This is a genomic window from Variovorax sp. 10N412 (assembly GCF_056394985.1).
On the sequence record NZ_JBFTIO010000015.1, the window covers coordinates 46,200 to 71,439 of the forward strand.

Sequence of the window (25,240 nt, forward strand, 5' to 3'; positions counted from 1 at the left end):
ATGCGGGCGCTGCGCCCCTGTGCAATAACGCTCCCATGATTTCTAGGGAGCCCGTTCGCCGCGCCGATCCGCCCGCCGACAGTGCGCGGCGCTGGCGCGCATTGCCGCGCTGGTGCGGCGCGCTGGCCCTGGTGGCGGTGGCTGCTTTCGCCGGCCACCAGTTCGCCATGCAGGCCGGCCTGGCACGCCTGCGCGAGGCGGCCGACCATCGCCTGGACATGCTCGCGACCGGCCTGGACGCCGACCTGGCCCGCTTCGACTACCTGCCCGCGCTGCTGGAGATGACGCCCATCGTGCCGGCGCTGCTCGGCGCGCCCGCCGACACGCAGCTGCGCGACGCCGTCAACCGCTACCTGAACGGCGTCAACGCCGCCGCCGGCGCCGAGATGCTCTACGTGCTGGACGCCGCCGGCACCTCGCTGGCCGCCTCCGACTGGGACAAGCCCGGCACCACGCTGGGCCAGGACCTGTCGTTCCGCCCCTACGTGATCGACGCGCTGGGCCAGGGCCGGGGCCGCTTCTACGGCGTGGGCATCACCAGCAAGCGGCCGGGCTACTACCTGTCGTATGCGCTGCGGCGCGGGCAGCCGCAGCGCGGCGTGGTGGCGGTGAAGGTCAACCTCGAAGAGGCCGAGCTCGCTTGGCGCAAGCTGCCCGGCGACGTGGCGCTGATCGACCAGCGCGGCGTGGTGATTCTGGCCACCCGCGAGGACCTGAAGTTCAGGCCGCTGCTGCCGCTCGATGCGTTGCAGCGCGCCGAGGTGCTGCGCTCGCGCCCCTACGGCGAGGCCGGCCTGCTGCCGCTGCGGTGGACGCCCAAGGAGGCGCTGGACCGCGACGTGCAGGTGATCTCGCTGGACGGCCGCGACCAGCTCGCCACCGCCCGCACCCTGCGCGGCGCGCCCTGGCAACTGGTGGTGCTGGACGAGCTGGCGCCGGTGCGCGTGGCGGCGCGCAACGCGGCCATCACAGCCAGCCTGGCGATGGCGGTGCTGCTGCTGGTGGCCGTGGCGCTGTGGCTGCGCCGCCGCGCGGTGCGCCAGAAGCTGGCCAGCCAGGCCGCGCTGCAGGCGGCGCACGACACGCTCGAGTCGACCGTGGTGGCGCGCACCGCGCAGCTGCGCGCCGCGCAGGGCGAGCTGGTGCACGCCGGCAAGATGGCCGCGCTGGGCCAGATGTCGGCCGGCGTGGTGCACGAGCTCAACCAGCCGCTCACGGCGATGCGCACGCTGTCGGAGAGCGCCGGCATCCTGCTCGACAGGAACCGCCTGGACGACGTGCGCGGCAACCTGGAGCGCATCCGCCACATGGTCGACCGGCTGGCGCGCCTGACCACGCAACTGAAGACCTTCGCCCACAAGAGCGAGCTGCCGCTGGCGCCGCTGCGGCTGTCGCAGGCCATTGCCGACGCGCAGGTGATCGTGGCCGAGGCCGCGAAGAAGCAGCGCGTGACGGTCGAGGTCGACGTGCAGCCCGCCGCGCTGAGCGTCATGGCCGAGGAGGCCGCGCTGGGCAGCGTGCTCGCCAACCTGATGCGCAACGCCATCGACGCCATGCAGGACGCGCCCGTGCGCACGCTGCGCCTGGAGGCGCGCGCGAAGGACGGCCGCGCGGTGCTGAGCGTGAGCGACACCGGCCCCGGCATCCACCCCGACGTGCTGCCGCGCCTGTTCGAGCCTTTCGTGACCCGCAAGCCGGCAGGGTCGGGCCTGGGCCTGGGGCTCGTCATCTCGGCACAATTGGTGCGGGCGATGGACGGCACGCTGCGCGCGGCCAACCTCGCGGGCGGCGGTGCGTGCTTCGTGGTCGACCTGCCCGCGGCGATGGCCGCGGACCCCCTTTCTCTTCCTTCTTCCCCTTCTTTCCCTTCCCCCTTGCACAACAGGAGTGACCCCCCGTGAGCGAAGCCCCTGCCATCCGGGTGCTGCTGGTCGAGGACGACGAAGACGTCCGCGTCAGCACGACCCAGGTGCTGACCCTGGCCGGTTTCGAGGTCGACGCGGTTCCCAGCGTCGAGCGCGCGCGTGCGCACATCGATCTCGGCGTGCCCGCCATTGTCATCAGCGACGTGCGCCTGCCGGGCATGAGCGGCACCGAGTGGCTGCCCGAGCTGCGCCAGACCGACGCCGAGCTGCCGGTGATCCTGGTCACCGGCCACGGCCACATCGCCATGGCCGTGCAGGCCATGCGCGAGGGCGCCTACGACTTCATCGAGAAGCCCTTCAGCTCCGAACGGCTGGTGGCCATCGTGCGCCACGCCATCGAGCGGCGCCAGCTCACGCTGCAGGTGCGCGCGCTGCGCGAGGCGCTGGAGAACTGGCAGGGCATCCAGTCGGTGCTGATCGGCCGCTCGGCGCAGATGCAGCAGGTGCGCCAGACCGTGAAGACGCTGGCCGAGACCTCGGCCGACGTGCTGGTCTACGGCGAGACCGGCACCGGCAAGGAACTGGTGGCGCGCTGCCTGCACGACCACAGCGCGCGCCGCCGCCAGCATTTCGTGCCGCTCAACTGCGGCGGGCTGCCCGAGGCACTGGCCGAGAGCGAGCTGTTCGGCCACGAGGCCGGCGCGTTCACCGGCGCCAACCGGGTGCGCGTGGGCAAGTTCGAGTACGCCAGCGGCGGCACGCTGTTTCTCGACGAGATCGAGAGCATGCCCATGGCCGTGCAGATCAAGCTGCTGCGCGCGCTGCAGGAGCGCAGCATCGAGCGCATCGGCTCCAACAAGACCATTCCCTTCGACTGCCGCGTGGTGGCCGCGAGCAAGGACGACCTGAAGGAAATGAGCGACCAGAAGAAGTTCAGGGCCGACCTGTACTACCGCCTGGGCGTGGCCTTCATCGAGCTGCCGCCGCTGCGCGAGCGGCGCGAAGACATTCCACTGCTGTTCGAGCACTTCACCCTGCAGGCCGCGAGCCGCTACGAGCGCGCCGCGCCGCTGCCGAGCCATGCGCAGCTGGCCGACCTGATGGCCTACGCCTGGCCCGGCAACGTGCGCGAGCTGCGCAACGTGGCCGACCGCTTCGTGCTGGGCCTGCTCGGTGAGCGGCTCACGCAGGCGCGCGGCGGCAGTGCAGACGGGGTGCCGGCCTTGCCGCGCGGGCTGCCGCAGCAGGTGGAGTCGTTCGAGCGCGCGGTCATCGTCGAAGAGCTGCGCCGCCAGCGCGGCGACCAGCCGGCCACGGCCACCGCGCTGGGCATTGCGCGCCAGACGCTGCACGACAAGCTGCGCAAGCTGGGCGTGGCGGTGGACGAGTTCAAGTAGCCGGGGGCCGGCAGGCTCCGGCGGCGCGCGGTCAACGCAGCAGCAGCTTCATCATCCGCGCGAAGGTCTTGCCGTAGGGCGGCCTGAACAGGCCCACGCCGTTGAACGCCGACTGGTGAAAGATCGGCTTCATCTTAGAGAAGGTCTGGAAGCCGTGCTCGCCGTGGTACGCCCCCATGCCGCTCGCGCCGACGCCGCCGAAGGGCAGGTCGTCCTGCGCAACGTGCATCAGCGTTTCGTTGATCGACACGCCGCCGGCCACCGTCTCGTGCATCACGCGCTCGATGGTGGCGCGGTCTTTCTCGAACAGGTAGAGCGCCAGCGGGCGCGGGTGCGCGTTGACGTAGGCAATGGCTTCGTCGATGGCGCGGTACGCCATCACCGGCAGCAGCGGGCCGAAGATTTCCTCGCGCATCACGCGCATGCCGTCGTGCACGCCGGTCAGCAGCACGGGCGGAAAGCGGCGCGTCGCCTCGTCGGGGGGCGTGCCGCACAGGGGCACCGCGGTGGCGCCTTCCTGCTGCGCCGCGGCCGACAGATCCTGCAGCCGCGCGAAGTGGCGCGGGCTCACGATGCTGGTGTAGTCGGTGCTGCTTTCCAGGCGCGGGTACATCTGCGAGAACACGCGCCGCGCCGCATCGATGAAGTGCTGCTGCCTGCCTTCGGGCAGCAGCACGTAGTCGGGCGCGATGCAGGTCTGGCCCGCGTTCAGCGTCTTGCCCACGAGGATGCGCTCCACGGCCTTCTCGAAGTTCGCGCCGGGCCCGATGATCGCGGGCGACTTGCCGCCGAGCTCCAGCGTCACCGGCGTGAGGTTCTCGCTCGCGGCGCGCATCACCTGGTGGCCCACGGCGGTGGAGCCGGTGAACAGCAGGTGGTCGAAGGGCAGGGCGGAGAACGCGCGCGCCGCTTCGGCGTCGCCGTTGACGATGGCCATCTCGTCTTCGGCGAAGGCCTTGCGCACCAGCGCGGCGAACAGCTCGGCGAAGCGCGGCGTGAACTCCGACTGCTTCACCATCACCCGGTTGCCCGCGGCCAGCGCCGCGGTCATCGGGCCCACCGCCAGGTACAGCGGGTAGTTCCACGGCACCACGATGCCGACCACGCCCAGCGGCTGCGGCATGACGCGCGACGAGGCGGGCTTGAACCACAGGCCGGTGGCGCGGCGCTTCACGCGCATCCATCGCTGGCCGTGGCGCAGCGCGTGGTCGATGCCCTCGACGCTGGGAAACACCTCGGCCAGTTCGGTCTCCTGCGCGGCGCGGTGGTGGAAGTCGGCGCTGATGGCCGCGGCGATGGCGGCGCGGTGGTCGACGACCAGCGCGCGCAGGCGCTTCAGCCGGTCGGCGCGCTCGCGCCAGGGCGGGGTCTGTGCGCGCAGGCTCGCGGCGCGCAGGGCGTCGAAGCGCTGCCGCATGTCTTGCTGCGTCAGGGCTTCGGGCGCCATGGCGTCAGCTTTCGGTGAAGGGTGCGGGCTCGACCGGCAACGCGCGCTTGTGGGCGCTCTTGCGGTGCGTCGAGACGATGATCTCGCGCGCCTTGGCCGACACCGGCTTGCCCTCGAGGAAGTCGTCGATCTGCTCGTAGGTGACGCCGAAGGCGTCTTCGTCGGGCTTGCCCGGCACCAGCGACTCGAGGTCGGCCGTGGGCACCTTGTAGACCAGCGCGTCGGGCGCGCCCAGCAGCTGGGCCACCGCGCGCACGCGGCGCTTGTTCAGGCCGGTGAGCGGCGTGATGTCGGCCGCGCCGTCGCCGAACTTGGTGAAGAAGCCCATCAGCGCCTCGGCCGCATGGTCGGTGCCGATGACGATGCCGTCGTGCGCGCCGGCCACCGCGAACTGCGCCACCATGCGCTCGCGCGCCTTGATGTTGCCGAGCACGAAGTCTTCGTGTGCCGCGTCGCGGAACTTCAGGTCGCCGGCCTTCAGCGCGGCCAGCATGCCGTCGGCCGCGGGGCGGATGTCCACCGTGATGGTGCGGTCGGGCCGGATGACGGCGAGCGAGGCCTGCGCCTCGGCCTCGTCCTTCTGCACGCCGTACGGCAGGCGCATGGCGATGAAGGTGGCGTCGTGGCCTTCGGCGCGCAGCTTCTCCACGGCGCGCTGCGCCAGGCAGCCGGCGGTCAGCGAATCGACGCCGCCGCTGATGCCCAGCACCAGCGTCTTCAGGCCGGTCTGCTTCAGGTAGCTCGCGAGAAAGTCGACACGGCGCGCCAGTTCGCGGGCGGCATCGAACACGGGTGCGACATGCAGCGCCGCGATGATCTCGCGCTGCGTGGCGTCGACGGGGGTGAGGTCAGCACTCATGAGGCTTTGTCGAAGTAAGAGGAAGGTCAGAAATCCACGAGGCTGAGGCCGATGCTGAGCACGGTGCGCTTGCGGTTGTAGTCCACCAGCGTGTCGCCGTAGCCCGAGAACAGCTGCGTGTGAAAGCGCAGGTTGCTCTTGGTCGGGTCGCCGATGGCCTTGAGCCATTCGAGCCGGATCGAGCCGCGTCCGCTGTCGCGCAGGTTGTTGCGCACCGTGATGCCGAACTGGTTGTCGCGGTTGAAGTTCCAGCGGCCGGTGACTTCGGCGCGACCGATGTAGTCGGCGATGTCGGGGTTGTCGTCCTTGGCGGCGCTTTCGGCAATGCGCTTCCAGATGCGCCCGGTGATGGTGAAGCGGTCGTCCAGCTCGGCGCCGCCCATCAGGTACACGCGGTTCCAGCTGCGCGACAGCGGCAGCGTCTGGCCGTTCGACTGATGCACCAGCCCCAGGCCGGCATAGCGCCAGCGCCAGCCGCCGGGCAGCTTGAAGTCGGTCGGGTAGACGTACATCAGCTCGGGCTCGTGGTCGGTGGTGCGAAACGGCCGCGAGATGTCGCCGTTGAACAGCTGCCAGGTCGACTGCTGCGTATAGGCGAACCACAGCGAGTCTTTCTTCGTCGGGTCGTCCTGCGTGAGCATGCCCTGCGCGAGCTTGGTGCGCACCGACAGGCCGATGCGCATTTCGTTGGCCTGGTAGGCGATCGGCGTGCCGGTGTGGTCGGCCGAGGGCGAGGTGGGCGTCTCGGGCTTCTTGGTGGCGGCCGAGACCGACACGTTCAGCGGGCGGTAGCCGCGAAAGCCGAAGGTGCCGCAGTCGGTGGCGTTCTCCAGTTCCCAGAAGCGCGACAGCGTCGAGTACTGGCGGTCGCGGCAGCCTTCGGTGGTGGCCACCGAGACCACGCGCGTGGCCGGGATGGTGGCGTCCACCGGTGGCGCCTGCGTGCTGGCGAGCACCGGCGGCGCCACGGGCACCGACACCGAGGGCAGCGTCTGCTGCTGCGCCCAGCGGTCGAAGCAGGCCAGGCGTGCCTCGTTGTTGGCGCCCAGCGCGCTGCATTGCTGCCAGGTGAGCTGCGCGTCGGCCAGCGGGCTGGCCGGCTTGTCGACGGCCTGCGCATGCACGGCGGTCGCGCCACCGAGGCAGGCGGCCAGCGTGGCGAGCGTGGCGAACTTGAAGGAGGGTGGAGGTTTCTTCATGGCTTTCCTTGCGCCGCCGCCGGCGCGGCTGTCTTGCTGAGCACGAACGGGTGAATGCTTTCGTCGGCGGCGTTGCGCCACGTGCCCCTGAACTCGCGGCCGCACGAGCGGGCCTGGAGCTTGCCGGACCACACGCCGCTGATGGCGCGGCCGTCCTGCGATTCGTCGATGGAGAGCGCGCCTTCGTCGTCCACGTCGCCCGCGAGCTGCGCGACCGTGGCCTTGGCGGGGTTGTCCGGGTTGCGCGTGATGGTGCCGCGCACGCCGTCGTAGTCGGGGTGCTTGCCCAGCTGCACGGCGGCCACGGCGGGCAGGCCGTCGAAGCGCGCCTCCCAGCGGCCGTACAGCGATGGCAGCGGCAGCTCGCGCGCGTCGGTGGGGCAGTCGGGGTTGCCGCGGCCGATGGCGCAGCCCGCGAGCGCGGTGCTTGCGAGCACGGTGGCGGCCAGCAGCGCCGCGGTGAAGGGGGAACGGGGGGTACGGGTCTTCGTCATGGGGTGGCCGCTGCCTTGGCCGCGCTGTCCTGCGCCTTGCGCGCGAACTCGGCGCGCAGCGCCTTGAGCTTTTCGCGCGGGTCTTCCTTGATGGTCTCCTTGCTCAGGCCCATCTCGGCGATGAAGCGGCTGGGCACGCAGGGCACCATCTCGCGGCCCTGCTTGCGCTTCTTGGTCCAGCTCACGGCCAGGCTGCGCTGGGCGCGGGTGATGCCGACGTACATCAGGCGGCGCTCTTCCTGCAGGCGCTGCAGCGTCTCGTCGCTGATCACCTGCTGGCGGCCGTTGTCGTCGTCCAGCTTGAAGGGCAGCAGGCCCTCGCTCACGCCGACCAGCATCACGTGCGGCCACTCGAGGCCCTTGGAGGCGTGCAGCGTGGAGAGCGTGACCACGTTCTGGTCCTGCTCGCGCTCGCTGATGGTCGACAGCAGCGAGATGGTCTGCGCCACTTCGAGCAGGCTCTTGCGCTCGGCCTCGATGTTGCTGTCGGCGCCCGAGGTGTCGTCCAGCGTGCCGCCGGCGCGCTGGGACATCCAGTCGACGAACTCCAGCACGTTGGTCCAGCGCGAGGCCGCGGCGGCCTCGCTGTCCTCGCCGTCGTACAGGTGCTTCTCGTAGTCGATCTCCTTCAGCCAGTCGAGCATGAAGGTGCGCGAATCTTCCGCGCCCATGGTGCGGCGCGCGCGGTACTCCAGGTCGTTGATGTAGCGGCCGAACTCGTGGATGCCCTCGAGCGTGCGCTTGGGCATCACGCTGGGCAGCGACGGGCTGAACAGCGCCTCGAACAGGCTGAGCTTGTACTGGCTCGCGAAGGTGCCCAGGCTGGCCAGCGTGGTGTGGCCGATGCCGCGCTTGGGCGTGGTGATGGCGCGCAGGAACGCGGGGTCGTCGTCGTTGTTGACCCACAGCCGGAACCAGCCGCACAGGTCCTTGATCTCGGCGCGGTCGAAGAAGCTCTGGCCGCCCGACACCTTGTACGGAATCTGCGCCTTGCGCAGCGCCTGCTCGAACACGCGCGCCATGTGGTTGGCGCGGTACAGGATGGCGAAGTCTCGAAACTCCTTGTGCTGCTGGCCCTGCGTGAGCGAGTCGCCCGCGCGGATGCTCACGATGCGCGCCACCGCGCGCTCGGCCTCGTGCAGCTCGCTGTCGGCGTCCACGATGCGCACCGGCTCGCCCTCGCCGAGCTCGGAGAACAGCGTCTTGGGAAACAGCTTGGGGTTGGGCCCGATCACGTTGTTGGCCGCGCGCAGGATGGCGCTGGTGGAGCGGTAGTTCTGCTCCAGCTTGATGACCTTGAGCTTGGGGTAGTCGATCGGCAGCTTGCGCAGGTTGTCCAGCGTGGCGCCGCGCCAGCCGTAGATCGACTGGTCGTCGTCGCCCACCGCGGTGAACTGGCCGTGCTCGCCGACCAGGGCCTTCAGCACCTCGTACTGGGTGGCGTTGGTGTCCTGGTATTCGTCCACCAGGATGTGGCCCAGCGCGGCCTGCCACTTGGCGCGCACCTCCGGAAACTCGTGCAGCAGCTTCAGCGGCATGCCGATCAGGTCGTCGAAGTCGACGCTCTGGTAGGCCTGCAGGCGCTCTTCGTAGCGGCCCATGATCTTGGCGGTGATGCGCTCGTTGTCGTCCACCGCGGCGGCCTCGGCCTGGGCGGCGTTCAGGCCCATGTTCTTCCACTTGCTGATGGTCCACTGCCAGATGCGGGCGGTGGCCGCGTCGGTGCTGCCGCCGGCGTCCTTCAGGATCTTGGTGACGTCGTCGCTGTCCAGGATGCTGAACGCGGGCTTCAGCCCGAGCACGGCGCCGTCCTCGCGCATCATGCGCACGCCCAGCGCGTGGAAGGTGCACACCACCACCTTGCGCGCGTCCTTGCCGATCAGGTCCTTGGCACGCTCGCGCATTTCCGCGGCGGCCTTGTTGGTGAAGGTGATGGCCGCGATGCGCTTGGGCTCGAGGCCGGCCTGGATGAGGCGGCCGATCTTGTGCGTGATCACCCGCGTCTTGCCCGAGCCTGCGCCTGCAAGCACCAGGCAGGGACCGTGCATGTAGTTGACAGCTTCCTGCTGCGCGAGATTGAGACCGTGAGACATGGGGATGGGAGAGAACCGGAAGTCGCCCTGCGCAGCCGCGGGCGAAAAAGCGTGAAAGCCGAGAAAAGCGGGCAATGATACGGGGCGGACCCCGCGCGGGGTTGTAGGCCGCGCCCCCCTGTGCAATGACCCTGCGGCCATCGCGGCAGGCAACGACAATCGACGGGTGCTGCCTGTATTCCTTGTTACTTTCCCTTTCTTCGCGTTAATCGCGGCGGGTTATGCCGCCGCCCGCGCGCGCGTCCTGCCGCTGGACGCGATTCCGGGCCTGAACACCTTCGTGCTGTATTTCGCGCTGCCGTGCATGCTGCTGCGCTTCGGCGCGGGCACGCCCATCGGGCAGTTGCTGGACGGCAGCGTCGCACTGGTCTGGGGCGTTTGCGCGCTGGCCGTGGTGGCGGGCGTGGTGATGTCCACCCGCAATGCGCGCATCGGCTGGAACGACGCGGCCTTCGGCGCGCTGGTGGCGGCGTTTCCCAACACCGGCTTCATGGGCGTGCCGCTGCTGGTGGCCCTGCTGGGCGCGCAGGCGGCGGGGCCGATGATCATCACGATCGCGTTCGACCTGGTGGTGACCTCGTCGCTGTGCATTGCGCTCTCGCGGCTGGACGCTGCCGTGGGCTCCGTGGGAGCGGGAGTGGGAGTGGCGGTGGCCGGGCGCCAGGGCGCCACGCTGGCGGCGCGCAAGGCGCTGCGCGGCATCCTGGTCAACCCGATGCCGTGGTCGATCCTGCTGGGCGTGCTGCTGTCGGCCGCGCGCTGGCAGCTGCCGGGCCCCCTCGAGCGCACCGTCGCCATGCTGGCCGACGCGGCGTCGCCGGTGGCGCTGTTCACCATCGGCGCGGTGCTGGCGCGTTCGGCGCTGCTGGCGCGCGAGCACGACGCCAGCGCGGCGGTGGCCGAGGCGATGGGCACGCGCCCGAAGGCCGCACACAACGCGGCGAAAGCGCCGTGGAGCGACGTGCTGCCGGTGGTGGCGGTGAAGCTGCTGGTGCACCCGCTGCTGGTGTGGGGCCTGGGGCGGGGCGCCATGGCGCTGGGACTGCCGCTGTCGCACGCGGCGCTGGTGGTGATCGTGCTGGTCGCGGCGCTGCCGAGCGCGAGCAACGTGGCCATGCTGGCCGAGCGCTTCGGTGCCGACAACGGCCGCATCGCCCGCATCATCCTGTGGACGACGGTGGTGGCGTTCTTCAGCTTTCCGCTGATGGTCGGCGCGCTGAACTGAGCGGCCGGGGTGGCGCTACGGCGTCAGCACGCCCAGCTTGTACGGGTCGGCGTCGGAGAGCCGTTCGCACTTGGAGAAGTCGCGGCCCTGCGTGCCGTCGCAGTAGTAGGTGTTGTAGACGCGGCCGAAGAGGGTGGGGCTCGCGGTGAAGAGCACGCCGTGGTCGGGCTGCCAGTTGTCCTTGGGCGGCGGCGCACCGGCGTCCGCAGGCGTGGCGCCGGCCGTGGTGGAAACCGCGGTGGAAGTTGAAGCAGCGGTGGCTGCCGCTCCTGCGGGCGGCGTGAAGTCGGCCAGCGTCTTGTGGGCTTCGTCGCCGCGCCATCGCGTTGCCAGCTCGGAGGCCGTGGGCCGCACCGCCACCGGCAGCATGATGCCGTTCACCTGCGGGCCGTAGCCGAAGCGGTGCGTCTTGCCCGCCAGGAAGGCGTAGGCGCAGGCCGCCATGCACTGGCCCCGCACCTCGGTCTGCACGCCACTCGCGCGGATGGCTTCGGCATAGGCGCCGGCCGCGTCCGCGGTGCCGCCGAACGAATCCTCGAAAACCACGGTGCGCACCGTGCCGCTGGCCAGATGGTCGGTGAATTCCTTGACGGCGGTGCCGTCGAGCATGCCTGCGACCACCAGGCGGCTGCCCTGCAGCGCCAGCTCGGCTGCGCCGGCCGAGGGCGAGGCGGCCAAGGCCAGGCATGCGAGGCAGGTCGCGAGTGACAAAACCCAACCTGGTGCGGACGGCGGTTTCATGGCGATCTTTGCGGACCCTGGGGCCTTTGCCTTTTCGATGGCGAGCTTGCCTGGAAGACGAAACCCGCGACGGGTTCGCGTCGGTTACAGCTTGAACAGCGCCGGGGGATGCCGTCAACTGTTTTTTCACAAATTTTCGGGTAAGCCAAGGCTGGCCTTAAGGCATAGGCAGCGCTATCACTTCAGTTGAATGCTTCCGTTTGCAGTTGCGCTGCTACAGTGCTTGTACGTCAAAGGTGTGAATAGGGGCGCGCAATGGCAATTCTGGTTCGCATCCTGTTGTGGTTCTCGTGGCTAGCCGGCGTCGGCTGGTGCTGGCACGCCAGCAAGTTCGGCACGGCCACCGCCATCGCGCTGGCCGCGCTGAGCCTTGTGGTGTTCGCCTGGCCGAGCAGCATGGTGAGGCGCCGGCACAACGAGCTTCGCTACGTCGACATGGGCAAGGAACCGACCGGCTACCACTGACAAGCGCGGTGTCAGGAAGGCGCTTGCTGCAGGCGCTCGAACTCGTGGCGCTTCATGGTCATGTAGTCGTTGCGGTCGACCTCGTGCAGCTGCTTCGCGTACTGCTCGGTGGCGTCGAACCACGCGCCCAGGCGCTGTTCGAGCTGGGCCGGCGCCGGCGCATCCAGGTAGCTGTCGATGGCCAGGTAGTAGCGCATGGTGTTGCGCTCCACCACGCCGCGCACGCCGCCGATGTACTCGCCCTGTCCCTTCGAGGTGAACCCGACCTTGTCGCTGCCCAGTGTCGAGAGGTACCCCTTCATCGCCAGCCGTGCGGCGGTGCCGTAGGCGTAGGCGTAGCTCATGTGGATGGCGGTCTTGCCGTTGTCGGCCGGCGTGGCCTCCAGCACGATGGCGTAGTCGCGCGTGGACAGCGGCCCGGTGGCCGCGCTCAGGCGCACGTTCAGGTAGTTGGCGTCGGCCTTGCCCACTTTGTAGGCGAAGTCGATGTTCTGTGCGTCCGACAGCGGCTGGTCGAACTTGCGCCCGACGGCCACGGCCAGGGCTGCACCGCCGCTCTTCACCGCGCAGTGCTTGGTGTTGAGGTGCAGCATCAGCACCTGGCACCACGCGGCCGGCTCGCGCAGCGCGCCGCTCACCTGGTTGAAGGGGTGGTCGACTAGCGCATAGACGTCGCCGCTCAGCCGGTCGGAGCTTTCGTTCGACTCGATGGTCAGCGGGCGCTTGAAGGCGTTGCTTGCCAGCTGCGGTTTCAGCGCATCGAGCTTCGCGCGCAATGCCTCGCCACCGTTGGCAGCGGCTGCAGCGGCTGCGGGGGCTGCAGGGGCAGGCTGCTGCGCCGCGGCCGGCAAGGCACACAGCGCCGCGCAGGCCGCCAGGAGCCAGGGTGCGAACGCGCGGCGCGCCAAGGGAGTGGGGGCGGTTGTCATGCGAGTCACTTTCGCCACGCCCCGGCTTTAGCCTTGCAGGACAAGCGGCTCAGATGCTGTGCGGATCGACGTCGACCAGCCAGCGGATCACGCCCTTGCCCTCGGGCGTGCGCCGCAATTCGTGCAGCAGCGGCTGCCACAGCGCCAGCAGGCGCTGCAGCGCGGCGCGCGAGGGGCTTTCGATGAGCATCTGCGCGCGCTCGACGTTGGCCACGCGCTGGATCGCCAGCGGCACCGCCGGGTAGCGCGTGACGAGGTCGGCGCCCGGCAGCGCCTCGGCCTTGTCGGCGGCCAGGTTCAGGAAGCCCTGCGCAACCGCCTGCTCGCGCGCGTCGGCCCGCAGCAGCGCCTGGTAGGCGAAGGGCGGCATGGCGGCGGCGCGGCGCTCGTCGAGCTGCTGCTGCGCGAAGGCGGCGTAATCGTGCTGGCGCAGCGCCGTGAACAGCGGGTGCTGCGCATGGTGCGTCTGGATCCACATCTCGGCCCTGGCGCCCTGCGCCGCGAGGTAGGCCGCGTCCCGGCCAGCGCGGCCGGCCGACTGCATCAGCAGGCTGAACAGGCGCTCGGGCGCACGGAAGTCGCTCGAGAACAGCGCGCCGTCGGGGTTCACCGCGGCCACCAGCGTGATGCGGCGGAAGTCGTGGCCCTTGGCGATCATCTGCGTGCCGACCAGCACGTCCACCTCGCCCGCGTGCACCGCGGCGAGCTGCGATTCGAGCGCGCCCTGCTTCCTGGTGCTGTCGGCGTCGATGCGCGCGATGCGCACCGCGCTGCCGTCCGGGTGCTTCACAGCCGAGAAGAGTTCGGCCAGGTGCTCCTCCAGCCGCTCGGTGCCGCGGCCCACCGGCGCGATGTCGGGGTTGCCGCAGGCCGGGCAGGCGCGCGGCACGCGTTCCGTGAAGCCGCAATGGTGGCAGCGCAGCGTGCGGTCGATCTTGTGGAACACGCGGTAGGCGCTGCAGTGCGGGCATTCGCTCTTCCAGCCGCAGTCGCCGCAGGCCAGCACCGGGGCGTAGCCGCGCCGGTTCAGGAAGATCATGCTCTGCTCGCCGCGTGCGATGCGCTGGCCGATGGCGTCGAGCAGGGCGACTGAAATGACCGTTTTCGGCGGCTGCAGGTTCATGTCGACCAGGCGCACCGTGGGCAGTTCGCCCGCGCCGATGCGCGAAGGCATGGCCAGGCGCACATAGCGCCCGCCCGCGTCGTCGCCCTCGGGCGGGCGGCTCTGGTGCCAGCTTTCGAACGAAGGCGTGGCCGAGCCCAGGATCACCTTGGCCTTCTCGCGCTGGCCGCGCCATACGGCGAGGTCGCGCGCCGAGTAGCGCGCGCCTTCCTGCTGCTTGTAGCTGGGGTCGTGTTCCTCGTCGACCACGATGAGCTTCAACCCCGGAATCGACGCGAACACCGCCATGCGCGTGCCCAGCACGATGCGCGCCGCGCCGCCGTGTGCCGCCAGCCAGCTCGCCAGTCGCTGCGGGTTCGTCATGCCGCTGTGCAGCGACACGACGGCCTCGTCGCCGAAGCGGGCCTTGAAGCGGGCTTCGAGCTGCGGCGTGAGGTTGATCTCGGGCACCATCACCAGCGCCTGCGCGGCGGGGTCGCGCGCCAGCAGGTCCGCCACGCAGCGCAGGTAGACCTCGGTCTTGCCGCTGCCGGTGCTGCCGACCAGCAGGAAGGTGCCGGTTTCGGCATCGATTCGGGCCAATGCGGCCGTCTGCTCTGCACTCAGCGCTATCAAATTCGAAGATTCGGCGGTTTCGGCCACCGGCCCGGCCGTCGTCTTGCGCTTGAGGCGGCGCGCCAGCTGCGTGGTGCTCAGGTCGCGCAGCTGCGGTGGCAGGGCCGCCAGGGCGATCTCGCCGATCGAGCGCTGGTAGTAGCGCGCGGCAAAGGCCACGAGGTCTCGCCAGGCCTCGCCCAGGGGCTCGAGCGCGTCCAGCGCGGCGCCCACGGGCTTCAGCGCCATGTCCGGCGCGGCGCCTTGCAGGGCGGTGGGCGGGTTCCACACCACGCCCAGCACCTCGCGCTTGCCCAGCGGCACCCGCACCAGCGTGCCGGGCGGCAGGGGCTCGGCGCCGGCGTAGCTCAGCAGGTCGCCCAGGGCGGCGTGCGCGGGGGTCTGCACCGCGACGTCGAGCCGCCATGGCAAGCCCGAGGGGCTACCGTTCGTCGGATGGACGGTCCCGTCATGAGGGAGGGCGGCGTCGGCGATGGGAATACTTCTTGGCAAGGTTTGTTAAAGCGACTTTGAGCACATTCGCTTAAGTCGTTGATTTCTCACAGCTTTGGAATCCATCCAGAGTTTCTGTGGATAACTTTGTTGACAACCGGGCGCCACACGCCGCCAAGCCTTGTAAATCAAGGCTCTGGCCAGATTGCCCGCAAAAAAAGCAAAGTTCAAATCCCATATAAATCAACAACTTGGCGGTGCTATTGCTTTGGGAGCAAAGGGGCGGATCCCTCGGACAATCTTGCGCAGTGCAGCACGGGTTTTGTGCATAAGTCAGTACCCATATACCGTTTTTGCGCTTGACAAACGGCTGCGGACCGCCTTTTCGGGGGCGGTCGACGCTGCGCGCCTTCCGCCCGCCAGTTCACAGTTTCAAGCGCGCAGGGCGCGCGACTGGCTGTGCACCGCCTGCACCAGCGCCGCCACGTGGTCCGGCGGCGTGAACTGGCTGATGCCGTGGCCCAGGTTGAAGATGTGGGTCGGGCCCTTGGCGTTGCGGTCGGCGTGCGGCTTGCCGAAGGCGTTCAGCACCTTCGCCACTTCGGCCTCGATCTGCGCGGGCGGTGCGAACAGCACATTGGGATCGATGTTGCCTTGCAGCGCCTTGGCCTTGTCGTCGGCGCCCTCGGCGACCTGCTGGCGCGCGGCGGCCAGGTTCACCGTCCAGTCGACGCCGAGCACCTGGCAGTCGAGCTCGCGCATGGCGTCCAGCCACAGGCCGCCGCCCTTGGTGAACACGATGCGCGGCACCGGCTCGCCGTCGGCGCCGGTGCGCTTCAGGCCGGCCAGCACGCGGGCCGTGTAGGCCAGGCTGAACGCCTGGAACGCGCCGTCGGCCAGCACGCCGCCCCAGCTGTCGAAGACCATCACGGCCTGCGCGCCGGCGTCGATCTGGGCGTTGAGGTAGGCGGCCACCGAATCGGCATTCACCGCGAGGATGCGGTGCATCAGGTCGGGGCGGCTGTACAGCATGCTCTTCACGAGGCGGTAGTCGCTGGAACCCGCGCCTTCCACCATGTAGCAGGCCAGCGTCCACGGGCTGCCCGAGAAGCCGATGAGCGGCACGCGGCCGTCGAGCGCCTTGCGGATGGAGGCCACGGCACTGAACACGTAGCGCAGCTTGTCCATGTCGGGCACTTCGAGCGCGGCCACCGCGGCTTCGTCGCGCACCGGGCGCGCGAAGCGCGGGCCTTCGCCGGCCTCGAACGACAGGCCCAGGCCCATGGCGTCGGGCACGGTGAGGATGTCGGAAAACAGAATCGCCGCGTCGAGCGGGTAGCGCGCCAGCGGCTGCAGCGTGACTTCGGTGGCGTAGTCGGTGTTGGTGGCCAGCCCCATGAAGCTGCCGGCCTTGGCGCGGGTGGCGACGTACTCCGGCAGGTATCGCCCGGCCTGGCGCATCAGCCAGACAGGCGTGTGGTCGGTGGCCTGGCGCCAGCAGGCCCGCAGGAAGGTGTCGTTTTTCAGGGGGGCGAAAGGCATCCGGCGATTGTCGCAGGGGGACGGTGCCAAGAGGTGTCGTCGTCGTTCAGGGCGTAGTCAGAGCCGTGGTTGATCGCCAATCACCAGCAGCGTGAGCTTTGAGCAGAGCGGTCGTTGATCGGGGCGCACCCGCAGCGTGTCCGGTGCACAGGGCGTCGGGTGCTCCCCGCAGCGAAATAAAGGAGGAGGCCGCAGGCCGGGGGTCATTCGCGGAGGCGAGTACCCGGCGGTCTGTGCACGCGCCCTGAAGAACCAACCGGCGCCCGGCAAAACTCAAACCACCGGCACGCGCCGCGAGTCCGCCGCGCTCACGTTGCGCCGGTAGAGCACCAGCGTCGCAATCAGTCCGCAGATGGCCGCCGCCGTCATCCACAGCCCCGGCGCGCCCTTGTCGCCGGTCATCTCGATCAGCCCCGTCGCAATGGCCGGGGTGAACCCGCCGAACAGCGCGGTGGCCAGGCTGTATGCCAGCGAGAAGCCCGCGGTGCGCACGTTCACCGGCATCACCTCGGTCAGTGCCACCACCATCGCGCCGTTGTAGCTCGCGTAGAGGAACGACAGCCACAGTTCCACCTCGAGCATGCGCACGAAACTCGGCGCGCCCACCAGCCACTTCAGCGACGGGTAAGCCGTGAGGATGGTCAGCACCGTGAACAGGATCAGCAGCGGCTTGCGCCCCACGCGGTCCGACAGCGCACCCATGATCGGCAGCCAGATGAAGTTGGAGACGGCCACGCACAGCGTGACGATCAGCGCGTCGGTGGTGCTCAGGTGCAGCACGGCCTTGCCGAAGGTGGGCGTGTAGACGGTGATCAGGTAGAACGACACGGTGGTCATCGACACCAGCATCATCCCGGCCACCACCAGGCCCCAGTTCGCAATCATCGACTGGAAGATCTCGCGGGCGTCCGGACGGTGCTTGCGCGCCATGAACTCCTCGGTCTCCTGCAGGGAGCGGCGGATGATGAACAGCACCGGCACGATCAGGCAGCCCACGAAGAAGGGCACGCGCCAGTAGAAGTCGCCGATCTCCTGCGAGGTGAAGGTCACGTTGAGCCAGTAGCCCAGCGCGGCCGCCACCACGATGGCCACCTGCTGGCTGGCCGACTGCCAGCTCACGTAGAAGCCCTTGCGGCCCGGCGTGGCCATCTCCGACAGGTACACCGACACCCCGCCCAGCTCCACGCCGGCAGAGAAGCCCTGCAGCAGCCGGCCGATCAGCACCAGCAGCGGCGCCACCAGGCCGATGGTGGCGTACGACGGCACGCAGGCGATGAGCAGCGTGCCCGTGGCCATCAGCGCCAGCGTGACGATCAGCCCCTTGCGACGGCCCACGCGGTCGACGTACGCGCCCAGGAAGATCGCGCCCAGCGGGCGCATCAGGAAGCCCGCGCCGAAGGTCATGAACGTGAGCATCAGCGAGGCGAACTCGTTGCCCGAGGGGAAGAAGGCCTTCGAGATCTGCGTGGCGTAGAAGCCGAACAGGAAGAAGTCGAACATCTCCATGAAGTTGCCGCCGGTCACGCGCAGGACGGTGGCGACTTTCGAGGAGGACGATGAGGAGGAAGCGCCGACGGTGGCGCGGGCGGGCGCGCCTTGCGGCGCTGTGGAGGGCGCGGTCTTCATGTTGTTGTCCCCTGTGGCGTATGTGGTCGCCGAGGGTAAGCCGCGCTTCCCGACCGCTGCCTGACTGCGCCGGTCAGGTAGCTGTCACGCCCCGGCGCCGTCGCGCGGGGCATGGGGTTCGGCGCTCAGGTCTTGTACTTGATCGAGCAGCCGTAGGGCCGCGTGCTGGCCGTGGAGATCGGCTTGCCGCCGAAGGCCTCGCCCAGCGCCCGGTTCACGTAGTTGGTGGCCGTCTTGATGTCCTCCGCCCGGGCCGACGCGATGCTGTCGATGCCGCCCGCGTACACCAGCATGCCCTTGGGGTCGATGATGAAGATGTGCGGCGTGGTGCGCGCGCCGTAGACCTGGCCGATCACGCCGTCTTCGTCCATCAGCACGGCGGTGGGCGCGGCCTTTTGCGACTTCATCCATGCGTCGAGCGCGTCGGCCTTCAGGTAGTCGCTGGCGGCGCGCTCTGTGGAGTTGATGGCCAGCCACACCACGCCCTTGTCGGTGGCAGCTTTTTGCGTGGCGGGCATGTTGCCGCTGCCGTAGTGCTTGCGCACGAAGGGGCAGCCGGGGTTGGTCCACTCGAGCACCACGAACTTGCCCGCGAAATCGGACAGCTTGTGCTTGGCGCCGGTGGTGTCCACGGCCACGAAATCGGGTGCCTGCTGGCCCACGGCGGGGGCGGCGGCGGCGTTGGTGCCCATCAGGAAAGTGGCGCCGAGTGCCACCGCGGCGGCGACGACGGCACGGCGGGAGGCCCGGCTCAGGGCGGCGCGGGCATTGCGCGCGGCACGCAGGGAACGCGAGTCGACGGTTGGCGAAAGAGACATGGCCAGCTTGAACTCCAAAAGAAAAATTCCAAACAACAACTGCAGCTTAGAACGGTTTCTTCAAGTGCTTGTGACAACCCATGTCACAGCGGTGGTCAAAGCGCGGCGAGTGCGGCGCGAACCTCGTCCTTGCCCAGTATTTCCGTCAGCACGACCGGCGCCTTGCCCGGCGCCTGCAGCACGTACACCGGCACCCCGCTGCGGCCCAGCGCGGTGAGCGCGGCGGTGATGGCGGGGTCGCGGCGGGTCCAGTCGGCGCGCAGCATGGCGACCTTCTTGGCATCGAAGTCGGCCAGCACCTGCGCGTCGGCCAGGGTGGCCTTCTTGTTGTACTGGCAGGTCACGCACCAGGCGGCGGTGAAGTCGATGAACACCGGCTGGCCGGCGCCCGAAAGTTCGGCCACGCGCTCGGCGGACCACGGTTGCCAGCGCTGGCCGGCGGCACCCGGCGGGCCCGCCGATGCGAGCGTGGCGGGCTCCACGACCTGCAACACATTGCGCCCGATGGCGGCGCTCAGCAGCGCGGTGAAGGCGATCAGCACGCCCGCAATCACCATGCGCGTGCGTCCGCGCAGCGTGAGCGCCCAGACGATGGCGGCCATGCACACCAGCAGCGCCAGCAGCGTGCCCGCGCCGTCGATGCCGCTTTGCTGGCCGAGCACCCACACCAGCCACGCCACGGTGGCGAACATCGGGAATGCGAGCAGCCTGCGCAGCGTGTGCATCCACGGGCCCGGCTTGGGCAGCAGCCGGGCGATGGCGGGCACGAAGCTGGCCACCAGGTAGGGCAGCGCCAGCCCGAAGCCCAGTGCCGCGAACAGCAGCAGCGCCTGCGCGGCCGGCAGGCCGATGGCGAAGCCCAGCGACACGCCCATGAAGGGCGCGGTGCACGGCGAGGCGATGACCACGGCCAGCACGCCCGAGAGGAAGTCGTTGGCCAGCGGATGCTTGGCCTGCGCGCTGCAGACCGACGACGGTGCGGCGCGGCCGAACTCGAACACGCCCACCAGGTTCAGCCCGATCAGCGTGAACAGCGCCGCCAGCGCGGCCACCACGCCCGGCGACTGCAGCTGGAAGCCCCAGCCCAGCCCGGCGCCGGCCGCGCGCAGCGCCAGCATGGCGCCGCCCAGCGCGAGGAAGGACAGCATCACGCCGCCGGTGTACGCGAGCCCGGCCTTGCGGTGCGCGCTGTCGTTGCCCGCCTGCCGCGCGAAGCCCAGCACCTTGATCGCCAGGATCGGGAACACGCAGGGCATCAGGTTGAGCATCAGGCCGCCGAGCAGCGCGCCGAACAGGGCGGCGATGAAGGTGGTGGCCGACGGCGCGTCCAGCACGGCCGGTGCCGCGGCGGCTGCATTCGCGGCCAGGGCGGCATTGGCCGTGAGGGCGGACTGCAGCGCCGGCGACACCTCGGCGCGCGGCGCGGCATTGGCGGGCCAGGCGCCCGACACCGGCGGCTCCGCGCGCCAGGCGATCGGCTGGCCGGCCTGCCGGTCGGCCTCGGCCAGCGCCACCACCAGCGGCAGCGCCGTGGGGCTGGCGCTGCGCTGGTCGGCCAGCGGAATCGTCGCGGTCCAGGTGCCGTTGTCCTGCCAGGCCTGGGTCCAGTCCTTGCCGGAGACGGCCGCGGTGCGGATCACCTCGGGGGTCTCGGGGAAGAAGCCCAGCGTCTTGCCCTGCACGGCGGCGGGCAGGCCTTCGAGGCGCACCTTCAGCGTGTGGCCGTCGACCTCCACGGTGCCGGGCCTGGCCAGCGGCAGGGGCTGGGCTGCCGCGGCGGTGTCGAAATCGGCCTTGTGCAGCGCGGTCGAGCCCTGCAGCGGCAACGACAGCGAGAAGGTGCCTTCCTCGGGAATGCATTCCTTGCGGCACACCAGCCAGGAGGCCTTGAGCTGGATGTCCATGGCCGGCGTGGCGCCCAGCGCCACCGGCGGCTTGTACAGCGTGGACACCTCCAACGGCACCGGCAGCAGCACGGTGTTCTCGTAGCCGTAGTTGGCGAGGCTGCCCACCGCGATCTTCTCGGGCACCGGCCAGGCGATCTCGCCGGTGGACACGCCGGGCGGCAGCGTCCACGTCATTTCCGTAGGCAGGCCCGAATCGCCGGCGTTCTTCCAGTAGGTGTGCCACTCGGGCTGGTGCGTGATCTGCAGGCCGACCCACACCGGGGCGCCGGGCGCCACGCCGTCGGGCGCATGCGCGATCAGTTCGGCGCGCACGTGGGGGGTGGTGACCACCGCGCCCGGTTTGGACGCCAATTGTGCGGCAGCCGGCATGCTGGCTGCGGCGGTTGCTATCAGAAGCGTAGCGAAAGAAATGCGCGAGAAGATCATGCCTGCAGTCGGAGCCATCGATGGGGGCGAAGTTCCGGGCGCTTCAGGCGGCCACGGGAGCCCAGCCCAGCACCACGCGCCGGCTGTTGGCGCTCTTCTTCTCTATCTTGGTGACCACCATCGCCCCGATCTCCGAGGTGTTTGCAACATGCGTGCCGCCGCAGGGCTGGAAGTCGATCTGCACGCCGCCCTCGGCTTCGGAGCCGCCGATGCGGATGGTGCGCACCGTGCCCAGGCCGCGCGGCGGCTGCACGCTCATGCTCTTGACCAGGCCGGGGTTGGCGTCGAGTTCGGCGTCGGTGATGGCGCCCACGGTCAGCGGATGGGCCGCCTCGACCAGCCGGGCCAGCCCGGCCGTCAGCGCCTCCTTGTCCAGCGGATCGGTCATGTGGAAGTCGATGCGCGCGTAGTCGGGGGTGATGGAGCAGCCGTTCACCGGCACCGGCACCAGGTGGCACAGCAGGTGGGAGGCGGTGTGGAAGCGCATCAGCCGGTGGCGGCGCTCCCAGTCGATGCGGGCGGTCACGGTGTCGCCGGGCTTCAGCGCGGCCAGCAACCCGGCCTGTTCCGGGGCGGGCACATGGACGAATTCGTCCGTCGGCTGGCCTTCTTCGTTCTTCGCCTTGCGGGTGTCGGCAATGATCAGTTCGCGGCCGTCGGCCAGGGCCAGCACGCCGCTGTCTCCGGCCTGCCCGCCGCCCAAGGGGTAGAACACCGTGCGGTCGAGCACGATGCCGGCCTCGTCGATGCGCAGAACGCGGGCTTCGCAGGTGCGCAGGTAGGCGTCGGCGCGGAACAGGTCGTCGGTCATGCCGCGATGGTAGCGGCGATGCCCGAATCAGGTGCGCCCACGCCAGAAAGCGCCCACGACCGACAGCCCCGCCCCGCGCACGCGGGGGATGATCCGGCCGACAGGCGGCCCGAACCGCCAACACCGCTCAAAGGATCACGCATGAAAGCACCGCAGCAAGCCCCCACTCGCAACGCCTTTCTCTGGCAGGCGCCCGCCGTGGCCGTGGCCGTCGCGCTGCTCGTCGCCGGCTGCGGCGAGGCCGCCAAGCTGACGCCGGAGGCCACCACCGGCCCCACCCCGAAGCTGGCCGAACCCAATAAGACGCTGATTCCCACCGTCAACGTCGCCCCCGCCGTCGGCTGGACCGACACCGCCACGCCCACCCCCGCCGAAGGCCTGAAGGTCACGGCGCTGGCACGCGGGCTGGACCATCCGCGCTGGGTCTACACCCTGCCCAACGGCGACATCCTGGTGGCCGAGAGCAACAAGCCGCCGAAGCCCGGCGGCAGCGCCACCGACGGCGGCGACGGCGTGGTGGCCAAGGTGCGCAACTGGGTCATGGGCAAGGTCATGGGCCGCGCCGGTGCCGGCGTGCCCAGCGCCAACCGCATCACGCTGCTGCGCGACGCCAACGGCGACGGCGTGGCCGAGGTCAAGCAGGTCTTCATGACCAACCTGATGTCTCCCTACGGCATGGCGCTGGTGGGCAACGAGCTCTTCATCGCCAACGCCGACGCGCTGGTGAAGGTGCCCTACACCGAGGGCCAGACCGCCATCAGCGTGAACCCCACGCTGGTGACCCAGCTGCCCGCGGGCATCAACCACCACTGGACCAAGAACGTCATCGCCAACGCCGACGGCAGCAAGCTCTACGTGACGGTCGGCTCCAACAGCAACATCGGCGAGAACGGCCTCGCGGCCGAAGAAGGCCGCGCCGCCATCTGGGAAGTCGACACGAAGTCGGGTGAGAAGCGCATGTTCGCCAGCGGCCTGCGCAACCCCAACGGCATGGGCTGGGACCCCGACACCAAGGCCCTGTGGACCGTGGTGAACGAGCGCGACGAGATCGGCAGCGACCTCGTGCCCGACTACCTCACCTCGGTGAAGGACGGCGCCTTCTACGGGTGGCCCTGGACCTACTACGGCGGCATCGTCGACGCGCGCGTCACGCCGCAGAACCCCGAGATGGCGGCCAAGGCCATCGCGCCCGACTACGCGCTGGGCTCGCACGTCGCGCCGCTGGGCATGGCGTTCTCGCGCGCGGGCGTCATGCCCGAGCAGTTCGCCAGCGGCGTGTTCATCGGCGAGCACGGCTCGTGGAACCGCAAGCCCAAGTCGGGCTACAAGGTGGTGTTCGTGCCCTTCATCAGCGGCAAGCCGAGCGGGCCGCCGGTCGACGTGCTGACCGGCTTCCTCACCGCCGACGAAAAGGCCCAGGGCCGCCCGGTGGGCGTGACGCTCGACAAGAGCGGCGCGCTGATCGTGGCCGACGACGTAGGCAATGCGGTGTGGCGGGTGTCGAAGGACAAATAAGCCGCCGCCCGTTGTCCTGTCAGCGCCGCGGCCGGCCGATGCGGAAGAGCCGGTGCCGGCGCAGCGCATGCCCTTCGGGCACCAGCGGATGGTCGAAGGCGCCGGCGAGGTCTTCGGTCATGCCGATGCGTTCCATCACTGCCGCGGAGCGCAGGTTGCCGACGGCGGTGAAGGCCACGATCTCGTCGAGCGCCAGTTGATCGAAGCCGACCTGCAGCGCGCCGCGCGCGGCCTCGGTCGCGAAACCCTGGCCCCACGCATGGCGCGCAAAGCGCCAGCCGATTTCGACGCATGGTGAGAAAGGCAGGGCGGCCACGGGCACGTTGAGCCCCGTGAAGCCGATGAATTCGCCTGAGGCCTTGTGCTCGACGGCCCAGAAGCCCCAACCGTTCTTCGCGATGAGCGCCCTGGCACGATCGGCCGACGCATCGCTGTCGGCGCGCGTCGGCAAGGGCAGCAGGAACTCCATCACCTGCGGGTCGCAAGCCAGCGCAAAAAATGGCGCGAGATCGCTCTCGCGCCATTGGCGCAGCCGCAGCCGTTCAGTGTCGAATTCGATGAGGGGCGCGGGTGCGCGGGCGTCGTCGGTCATGCCGGCGATTGTGCTGGCTCAGAAACCGGCCAGCACCACCTTGCCCTGCGCCTTGCCGCTCTCGATGAGCGCATGGGCGCGCTTCAGGTTCGCGGCGTTGATGGTGCCGAAGCTCGTGTTCGCCGTGGTGCGGATGCGGCCCGCGTCGACCAGCGCCGCCACCTCGGCCAGCAGCTTGCCCTGCTCGGCGATGTCGGGCGTCTCGAAGCGCGAGCGCGCAAACATCATTTCCCAATGCAGCGAGATGCACTTGGTCTTCAGCGGCATCGCGTCGAGCACCTTCATGTCGTCGATCACCGCGAGCTGGCCCTGGGGCTTGAGGCTCTCGATGATCTGCGCATAGTGCTGCTCGGTCTGCGTGAGGCTGGCGACCATGTCGACCTCGCCGATGCCGGCGGCCTTGAGCTCTGCCGCGAGCGGCTTCGAATGGTCGACGACCGTGTGCGCGCCCAGTGCCAGGCACCACTCGCGCGTTTCGGCGCGGGAAGCCGTGGCAACGATGCGCAGCTTGGTGAGCTGGCGCGCCAGCTGGATCAGGATGGAGCCCACGCCGCCCGCGCCGCCGGTGATCAGCAGCGTCTGGCCTTCGCCGCCGCCGCCGTCTTTGGGCACCTGCAGGCGGTCGAACAGCAGCTCGTAGGCGGTGATGGTGGTCAGCGGCAGCGCGGCGGCCTGCGCGTCGTCCAGGCTTTTCGGCGCGAGGGCGGCGATGCGCTCGTCCACCGCGTGCAGTTCGGCGTTGGCACCGGGGCGAATGATGGAGCCGGCGTAGTACACGCGGTCGCCCACCTTGAAGTTCTGCACGCCGCTGCCGATGGCCTCGACCGTGCCGACCGCGTCCCAGCCCAGCACCTTGGCCTGGCCGGCCTCGGGGGCGGCGTTCTTGCGGATCTTGGTGTCCACCGGGTTGACCGACACCGCCTTCACGCGCACCAGCAGGTCGCGCGCGCCGGCCACGGGGGCGGGCAGCTCGATGTCCTGCAGCGATTCGGGGTTGTCGATGGGAAGGGGCTGGTAGTAGCCGACGGCTTTCATGGCGGGGACCTTTCAGTGACGATGCCTCGACTGTAGGATGGCAAGGCTGGTTTGATAAGACCGTCGAAACGAGCAACACTTTCA

The 25,240-nt window shown here is 69.7% G+C and carries 20 protein-coding genes; 5 read left to right on the top strand and 15 right to left on the bottom strand.

All coding sequences use genetic code 11. The annotated features are described in order from the left end of the window. Positions 1 to 35 precede the first annotated feature (35 nt). A complete protein-coding gene (locus AC1DJH_RS25950; protein WP_478187682.1) occupies positions 36 to 1,901 on the top strand; it encodes a sensor histidine kinase in 1,866 nt (621 codons plus the stop codon). Continuing rightward, a complete protein-coding gene (locus AC1DJH_RS25955) occupies positions 1,898 to 3,262 on the top strand; it encodes a sigma-54-dependent transcriptional regulator (RefSeq protein WP_478187683.1) in 1,365 nt (454 codons plus the stop codon). Before AC1DJH_RS25950 ends, AC1DJH_RS25955 begins: the two co-directional genes overlap by 4 nt. Positions 3,263 to 3,293: 31 nt before the next feature. On the opposite strand, the gene AC1DJH_RS25960 is transcribed toward AC1DJH_RS25955, so the two are convergent. The 5 genes from AC1DJH_RS25960 to AC1DJH_RS25980 are packed head-to-tail and all read right to left on the bottom strand — an operon-like array spanning position 3,294 to position 9,354. Then, positions 3,294 to 4,709, bottom strand: coding sequence for a coniferyl aldehyde dehydrogenase (locus tag AC1DJH_RS25960; protein WP_478187684.1), 1,416 nt, complete (start codon positions 4,707 to 4,709; stop codon positions 3,294 to 3,296). A gap of 4 nt (positions 4,710 to 4,713) precedes the next feature. Then, positions 4,714 to 5,568: an ammonia-dependent NAD(+) synthetase gene (gene nadE, locus AC1DJH_RS25965; protein ID WP_478187685.1), complete on the bottom strand. Its 855-nt coding sequence runs from the start codon at positions 5,566 to 5,568 to the stop codon at positions 4,714 to 4,716. Between the two features lie 26 nt (positions 5,569 to 5,594). Further along, on the bottom strand, positions 5,595 to 6,767 hold the full coding sequence (locus tag AC1DJH_RS25970; RefSeq protein WP_472120529.1) for a phospholipase A: 1,173 nt from the start codon (positions 6,765 to 6,767) through the stop codon (positions 5,595 to 5,597). Beyond that, positions 6,764 to 7,261: a hypothetical protein gene (locus AC1DJH_RS25975; RefSeq protein WP_435486424.1), complete on the bottom strand. Its 498-nt coding sequence runs from the start codon at positions 7,259 to 7,261 to the stop codon at positions 6,764 to 6,766. The genes AC1DJH_RS25970 and AC1DJH_RS25975 overlap by 4 nt, the downstream gene beginning before the upstream one ends. Next, positions 7,258 to 9,354 carry an ATP-dependent helicase gene (locus AC1DJH_RS25980; RefSeq protein WP_435437857.1) on the bottom strand — a complete coding sequence of 699 codons (2,097 nt, stop codon included), beginning with the start codon at positions 9,352 to 9,354 and terminating at the stop codon, positions 7,258 to 7,260. The genes AC1DJH_RS25975 and AC1DJH_RS25980 overlap by 4 nt, the downstream gene beginning before the upstream one ends. A gap of 166 nt (positions 9,355 to 9,520) precedes the next feature. On the opposite strand from AC1DJH_RS25980, the gene AC1DJH_RS25985 reads away from it, so the two are divergent. Then, positions 9,521 to 10,579 (top strand): AEC family transporter, encoded by a 1,059-nt coding sequence (locus tag AC1DJH_RS25985; RefSeq protein WP_472120532.1) that lies wholly within the window; start codon positions 9,521 to 9,523, stop codon positions 10,577 to 10,579. A gap of 15 nt (positions 10,580 to 10,594) precedes the next feature. On the opposite strand, the gene AC1DJH_RS25990 is transcribed toward AC1DJH_RS25985, so the two are convergent. Further along, the gene (locus tag AC1DJH_RS25990; protein ID WP_472120534.1) at positions 10,595 to 11,257 is read right to left on the bottom strand and encodes a hypothetical protein; all 663 of its coding nucleotides are present in this window, start codon (positions 11,255 to 11,257) and stop codon (positions 10,595 to 10,597) included. Positions 11,258 to 11,575: 318 nt separating this feature from the next. Between AC1DJH_RS25990 and AC1DJH_RS25995 the strand changes: the two genes are divergently transcribed. Further along, positions 11,576 to 11,785 (top strand): hypothetical protein, encoded by a 210-nt coding sequence (locus AC1DJH_RS25995; RefSeq protein WP_472120536.1) that lies wholly within the window; start codon positions 11,576 to 11,578, stop codon positions 11,783 to 11,785. A gap of 11 nt (positions 11,786 to 11,796) precedes the next feature. On the opposite strand, the gene AC1DJH_RS26000 is transcribed toward AC1DJH_RS25995, so the two are convergent. The 7 genes from AC1DJH_RS26000 to AC1DJH_RS26030 form a co-directional block, all read right to left on the bottom strand. Then, positions 11,797 to 12,714, bottom strand: a complete 918-nt coding sequence (locus AC1DJH_RS26000) for a hypothetical protein (RefSeq protein ID WP_478187686.1) — start codon at positions 12,712 to 12,714, stop codon at positions 11,797 to 11,799. Between the two features lie 49 nt (positions 12,715 to 12,763). Further along, a complete protein-coding gene (gene priA / locus AC1DJH_RS26005) occupies positions 12,764 to 14,863 on the bottom strand; it encodes a replication restart helicase PriA (RefSeq protein WP_478187687.1) in 2,100 nt (699 codons plus the stop codon). A gap of 453 nt (positions 14,864 to 15,316) precedes the next feature. Next, positions 15,317 to 16,426, bottom strand: a complete 1,110-nt coding sequence (gene hemE / locus AC1DJH_RS26010) for a uroporphyrinogen decarboxylase (RefSeq protein WP_478187688.1) — start codon at positions 16,424 to 16,426, stop codon at positions 15,317 to 15,319. Positions 16,427 to 16,699: 273 nt separating this feature from the next. Next, positions 16,700 to 18,052 (bottom strand): tricarballylate/proton symporter TcuC, encoded by a 1,353-nt coding sequence (gene tcuC, locus AC1DJH_RS26015; protein WP_472120541.1) that lies wholly within the window; start codon positions 18,050 to 18,052, stop codon positions 16,700 to 16,702. A 125-nt stretch (positions 18,053 to 18,177) separates the two neighbouring features. Next, positions 18,178 to 18,870, bottom strand: a complete 693-nt coding sequence (locus AC1DJH_RS26020) for a redoxin domain-containing protein (protein ID WP_478187689.1) — start codon at positions 18,868 to 18,870, stop codon at positions 18,178 to 18,180. 95 nt (positions 18,871 to 18,965) lie between these two features. After that, on the bottom strand, positions 18,966 to 21,203 hold the full coding sequence (locus AC1DJH_RS26025; RefSeq protein WP_478187780.1) for a protein-disulfide reductase DsbD family protein: 2,238 nt from the start codon (positions 21,201 to 21,203) through the stop codon (positions 18,966 to 18,968). 43 nt (positions 21,204 to 21,246) lie between these two features. Further along, positions 21,247 to 22,014 carry an alanyl-tRNA editing protein gene (locus AC1DJH_RS26030; protein WP_478187690.1) on the bottom strand — a complete coding sequence of 256 codons (768 nt, stop codon included), beginning with the start codon at positions 22,012 to 22,014 and terminating at the stop codon, positions 21,247 to 21,249. 141 nt (positions 22,015 to 22,155) lie between these two features. Between AC1DJH_RS26030 and AC1DJH_RS26035 the strand changes: the two genes are divergently transcribed. Then, positions 22,156 to 23,529 (top strand): PQQ-dependent sugar dehydrogenase, encoded by a 1,374-nt coding sequence (locus AC1DJH_RS26035; protein WP_478187691.1) that lies wholly within the window; start codon positions 22,156 to 22,158, stop codon positions 23,527 to 23,529. Positions 23,530 to 23,548: 19 nt separating this feature from the next. Here the strand turns inward: AC1DJH_RS26035 and AC1DJH_RS26040 are convergent, their stop codons facing one another. Together AC1DJH_RS26040 and AC1DJH_RS26045 are read right to left on the bottom strand one after the other, a co-directional pair. After that, complete coding sequence (locus AC1DJH_RS26040) at positions 23,549 to 24,121, bottom strand: GNAT family N-acetyltransferase (protein ID WP_478187692.1); 573 nt, start codon at positions 24,119 to 24,121, stop codon at positions 23,549 to 23,551. An 18-nt stretch (positions 24,122 to 24,139) separates the two neighbouring features. Continuing rightward, positions 24,140 to 25,156 (bottom strand): zinc-binding alcohol dehydrogenase family protein, encoded by a 1,017-nt coding sequence (locus AC1DJH_RS26045; RefSeq protein ID WP_478187693.1) that lies wholly within the window; start codon positions 25,154 to 25,156, stop codon positions 24,140 to 24,142. Positions 25,157 to 25,240: the final 84 nt, after the last annotated feature.

Bases quoted from the DNA above. Each gene is read 5' to 3' on its own strand.
- AC1DJH_RS25950 (WP_478187682.1), top strand. From the start codon at position 36: ATGATTTCTAGGGAGCCCGTTCGCCGCGCCGATCCGCCCGCCGACAGT.
- AC1DJH_RS25960 (WP_478187684.1), bottom strand. From the start codon at position 4,709: ATGGCGCCCGAAGCCCTGACGCAGCAAGACATGCGGCAGCGCTTCGAC.
- nadE (WP_478187685.1), bottom strand. From the start codon at position 5,568: ATGAGTGCTGACCTCACCCCCGTCGACGCCACGCAGCGCGAGATCATC.
- AC1DJH_RS25970 (WP_472120529.1), bottom strand. From the start codon at position 6,767: ATGAAGAAACCTCCACCCTCCTTCAAGTTCGCCACGCTCGCCACGCTG.
- AC1DJH_RS25975 (WP_435486424.1), bottom strand. From the start codon at position 7,261: ATGACGAAGACCCGTACCCCCCGTTCCCCCTTCACCGCGGCGCTGCTG.
- AC1DJH_RS25980 (WP_435437857.1), bottom strand. From the start codon at position 9,354: ATGTCTCACGGTCTCAATCTCGCGCAGCAGGAAGCTGTCAACTACATG.
- AC1DJH_RS25995 (WP_472120536.1), top strand. From the start codon at position 11,576: ATGGCAATTCTGGTTCGCATCCTGTTGTGGTTCTCGTGGCTAGCCGGC.
- AC1DJH_RS26000 (WP_478187686.1), bottom strand. From the start codon at position 12,714: ATGACAACCGCCCCCACTCCCTTGGCGCGCCGCGCGTTCGCACCCTGG.
- hemE (WP_478187688.1), bottom strand. From the start codon at position 16,426: ATGCCTTTCGCCCCCCTGAAAAACGACACCTTCCTGCGGGCCTGCTGG.
- tcuC (WP_472120541.1), bottom strand. From the start codon at position 18,052: ATGAAGACCGCGCCCTCCACAGCGCCGCAAGGCGCGCCCGCCCGCGCC.
- AC1DJH_RS26020 (WP_478187689.1), bottom strand. From the start codon at position 18,870: ATGTCTCTTTCGCCAACCGTCGACTCGCGTTCCCTGCGTGCCGCGCGC.
- AC1DJH_RS26025 (WP_478187780.1), bottom strand. From the start codon at position 21,203: ATGATCTTCTCGCGCATTTCTTTCGCTACGCTTCTGATAGCAACCGCC.
- AC1DJH_RS26030 (WP_478187690.1), bottom strand. From the start codon at position 22,014: ATGACCGACGACCTGTTCCGCGCCGACGCCTACCTGCGCACCTGCGAA.
- AC1DJH_RS26035 (WP_478187691.1), top strand. From the start codon at position 22,156: ATGAAAGCACCGCAGCAAGCCCCCACTCGCAACGCCTTTCTCTGGCAG.
- AC1DJH_RS26040 (WP_478187692.1), bottom strand. From the start codon at position 24,121: ATGACCGACGACGCCCGCGCACCCGCGCCCCTCATCGAATTCGACACT.
- AC1DJH_RS26045 (WP_478187693.1), bottom strand. From the start codon at position 25,156: ATGAAAGCCGTCGGCTACTACCAGCCCCTTCCCATCGACAACCCCGAA.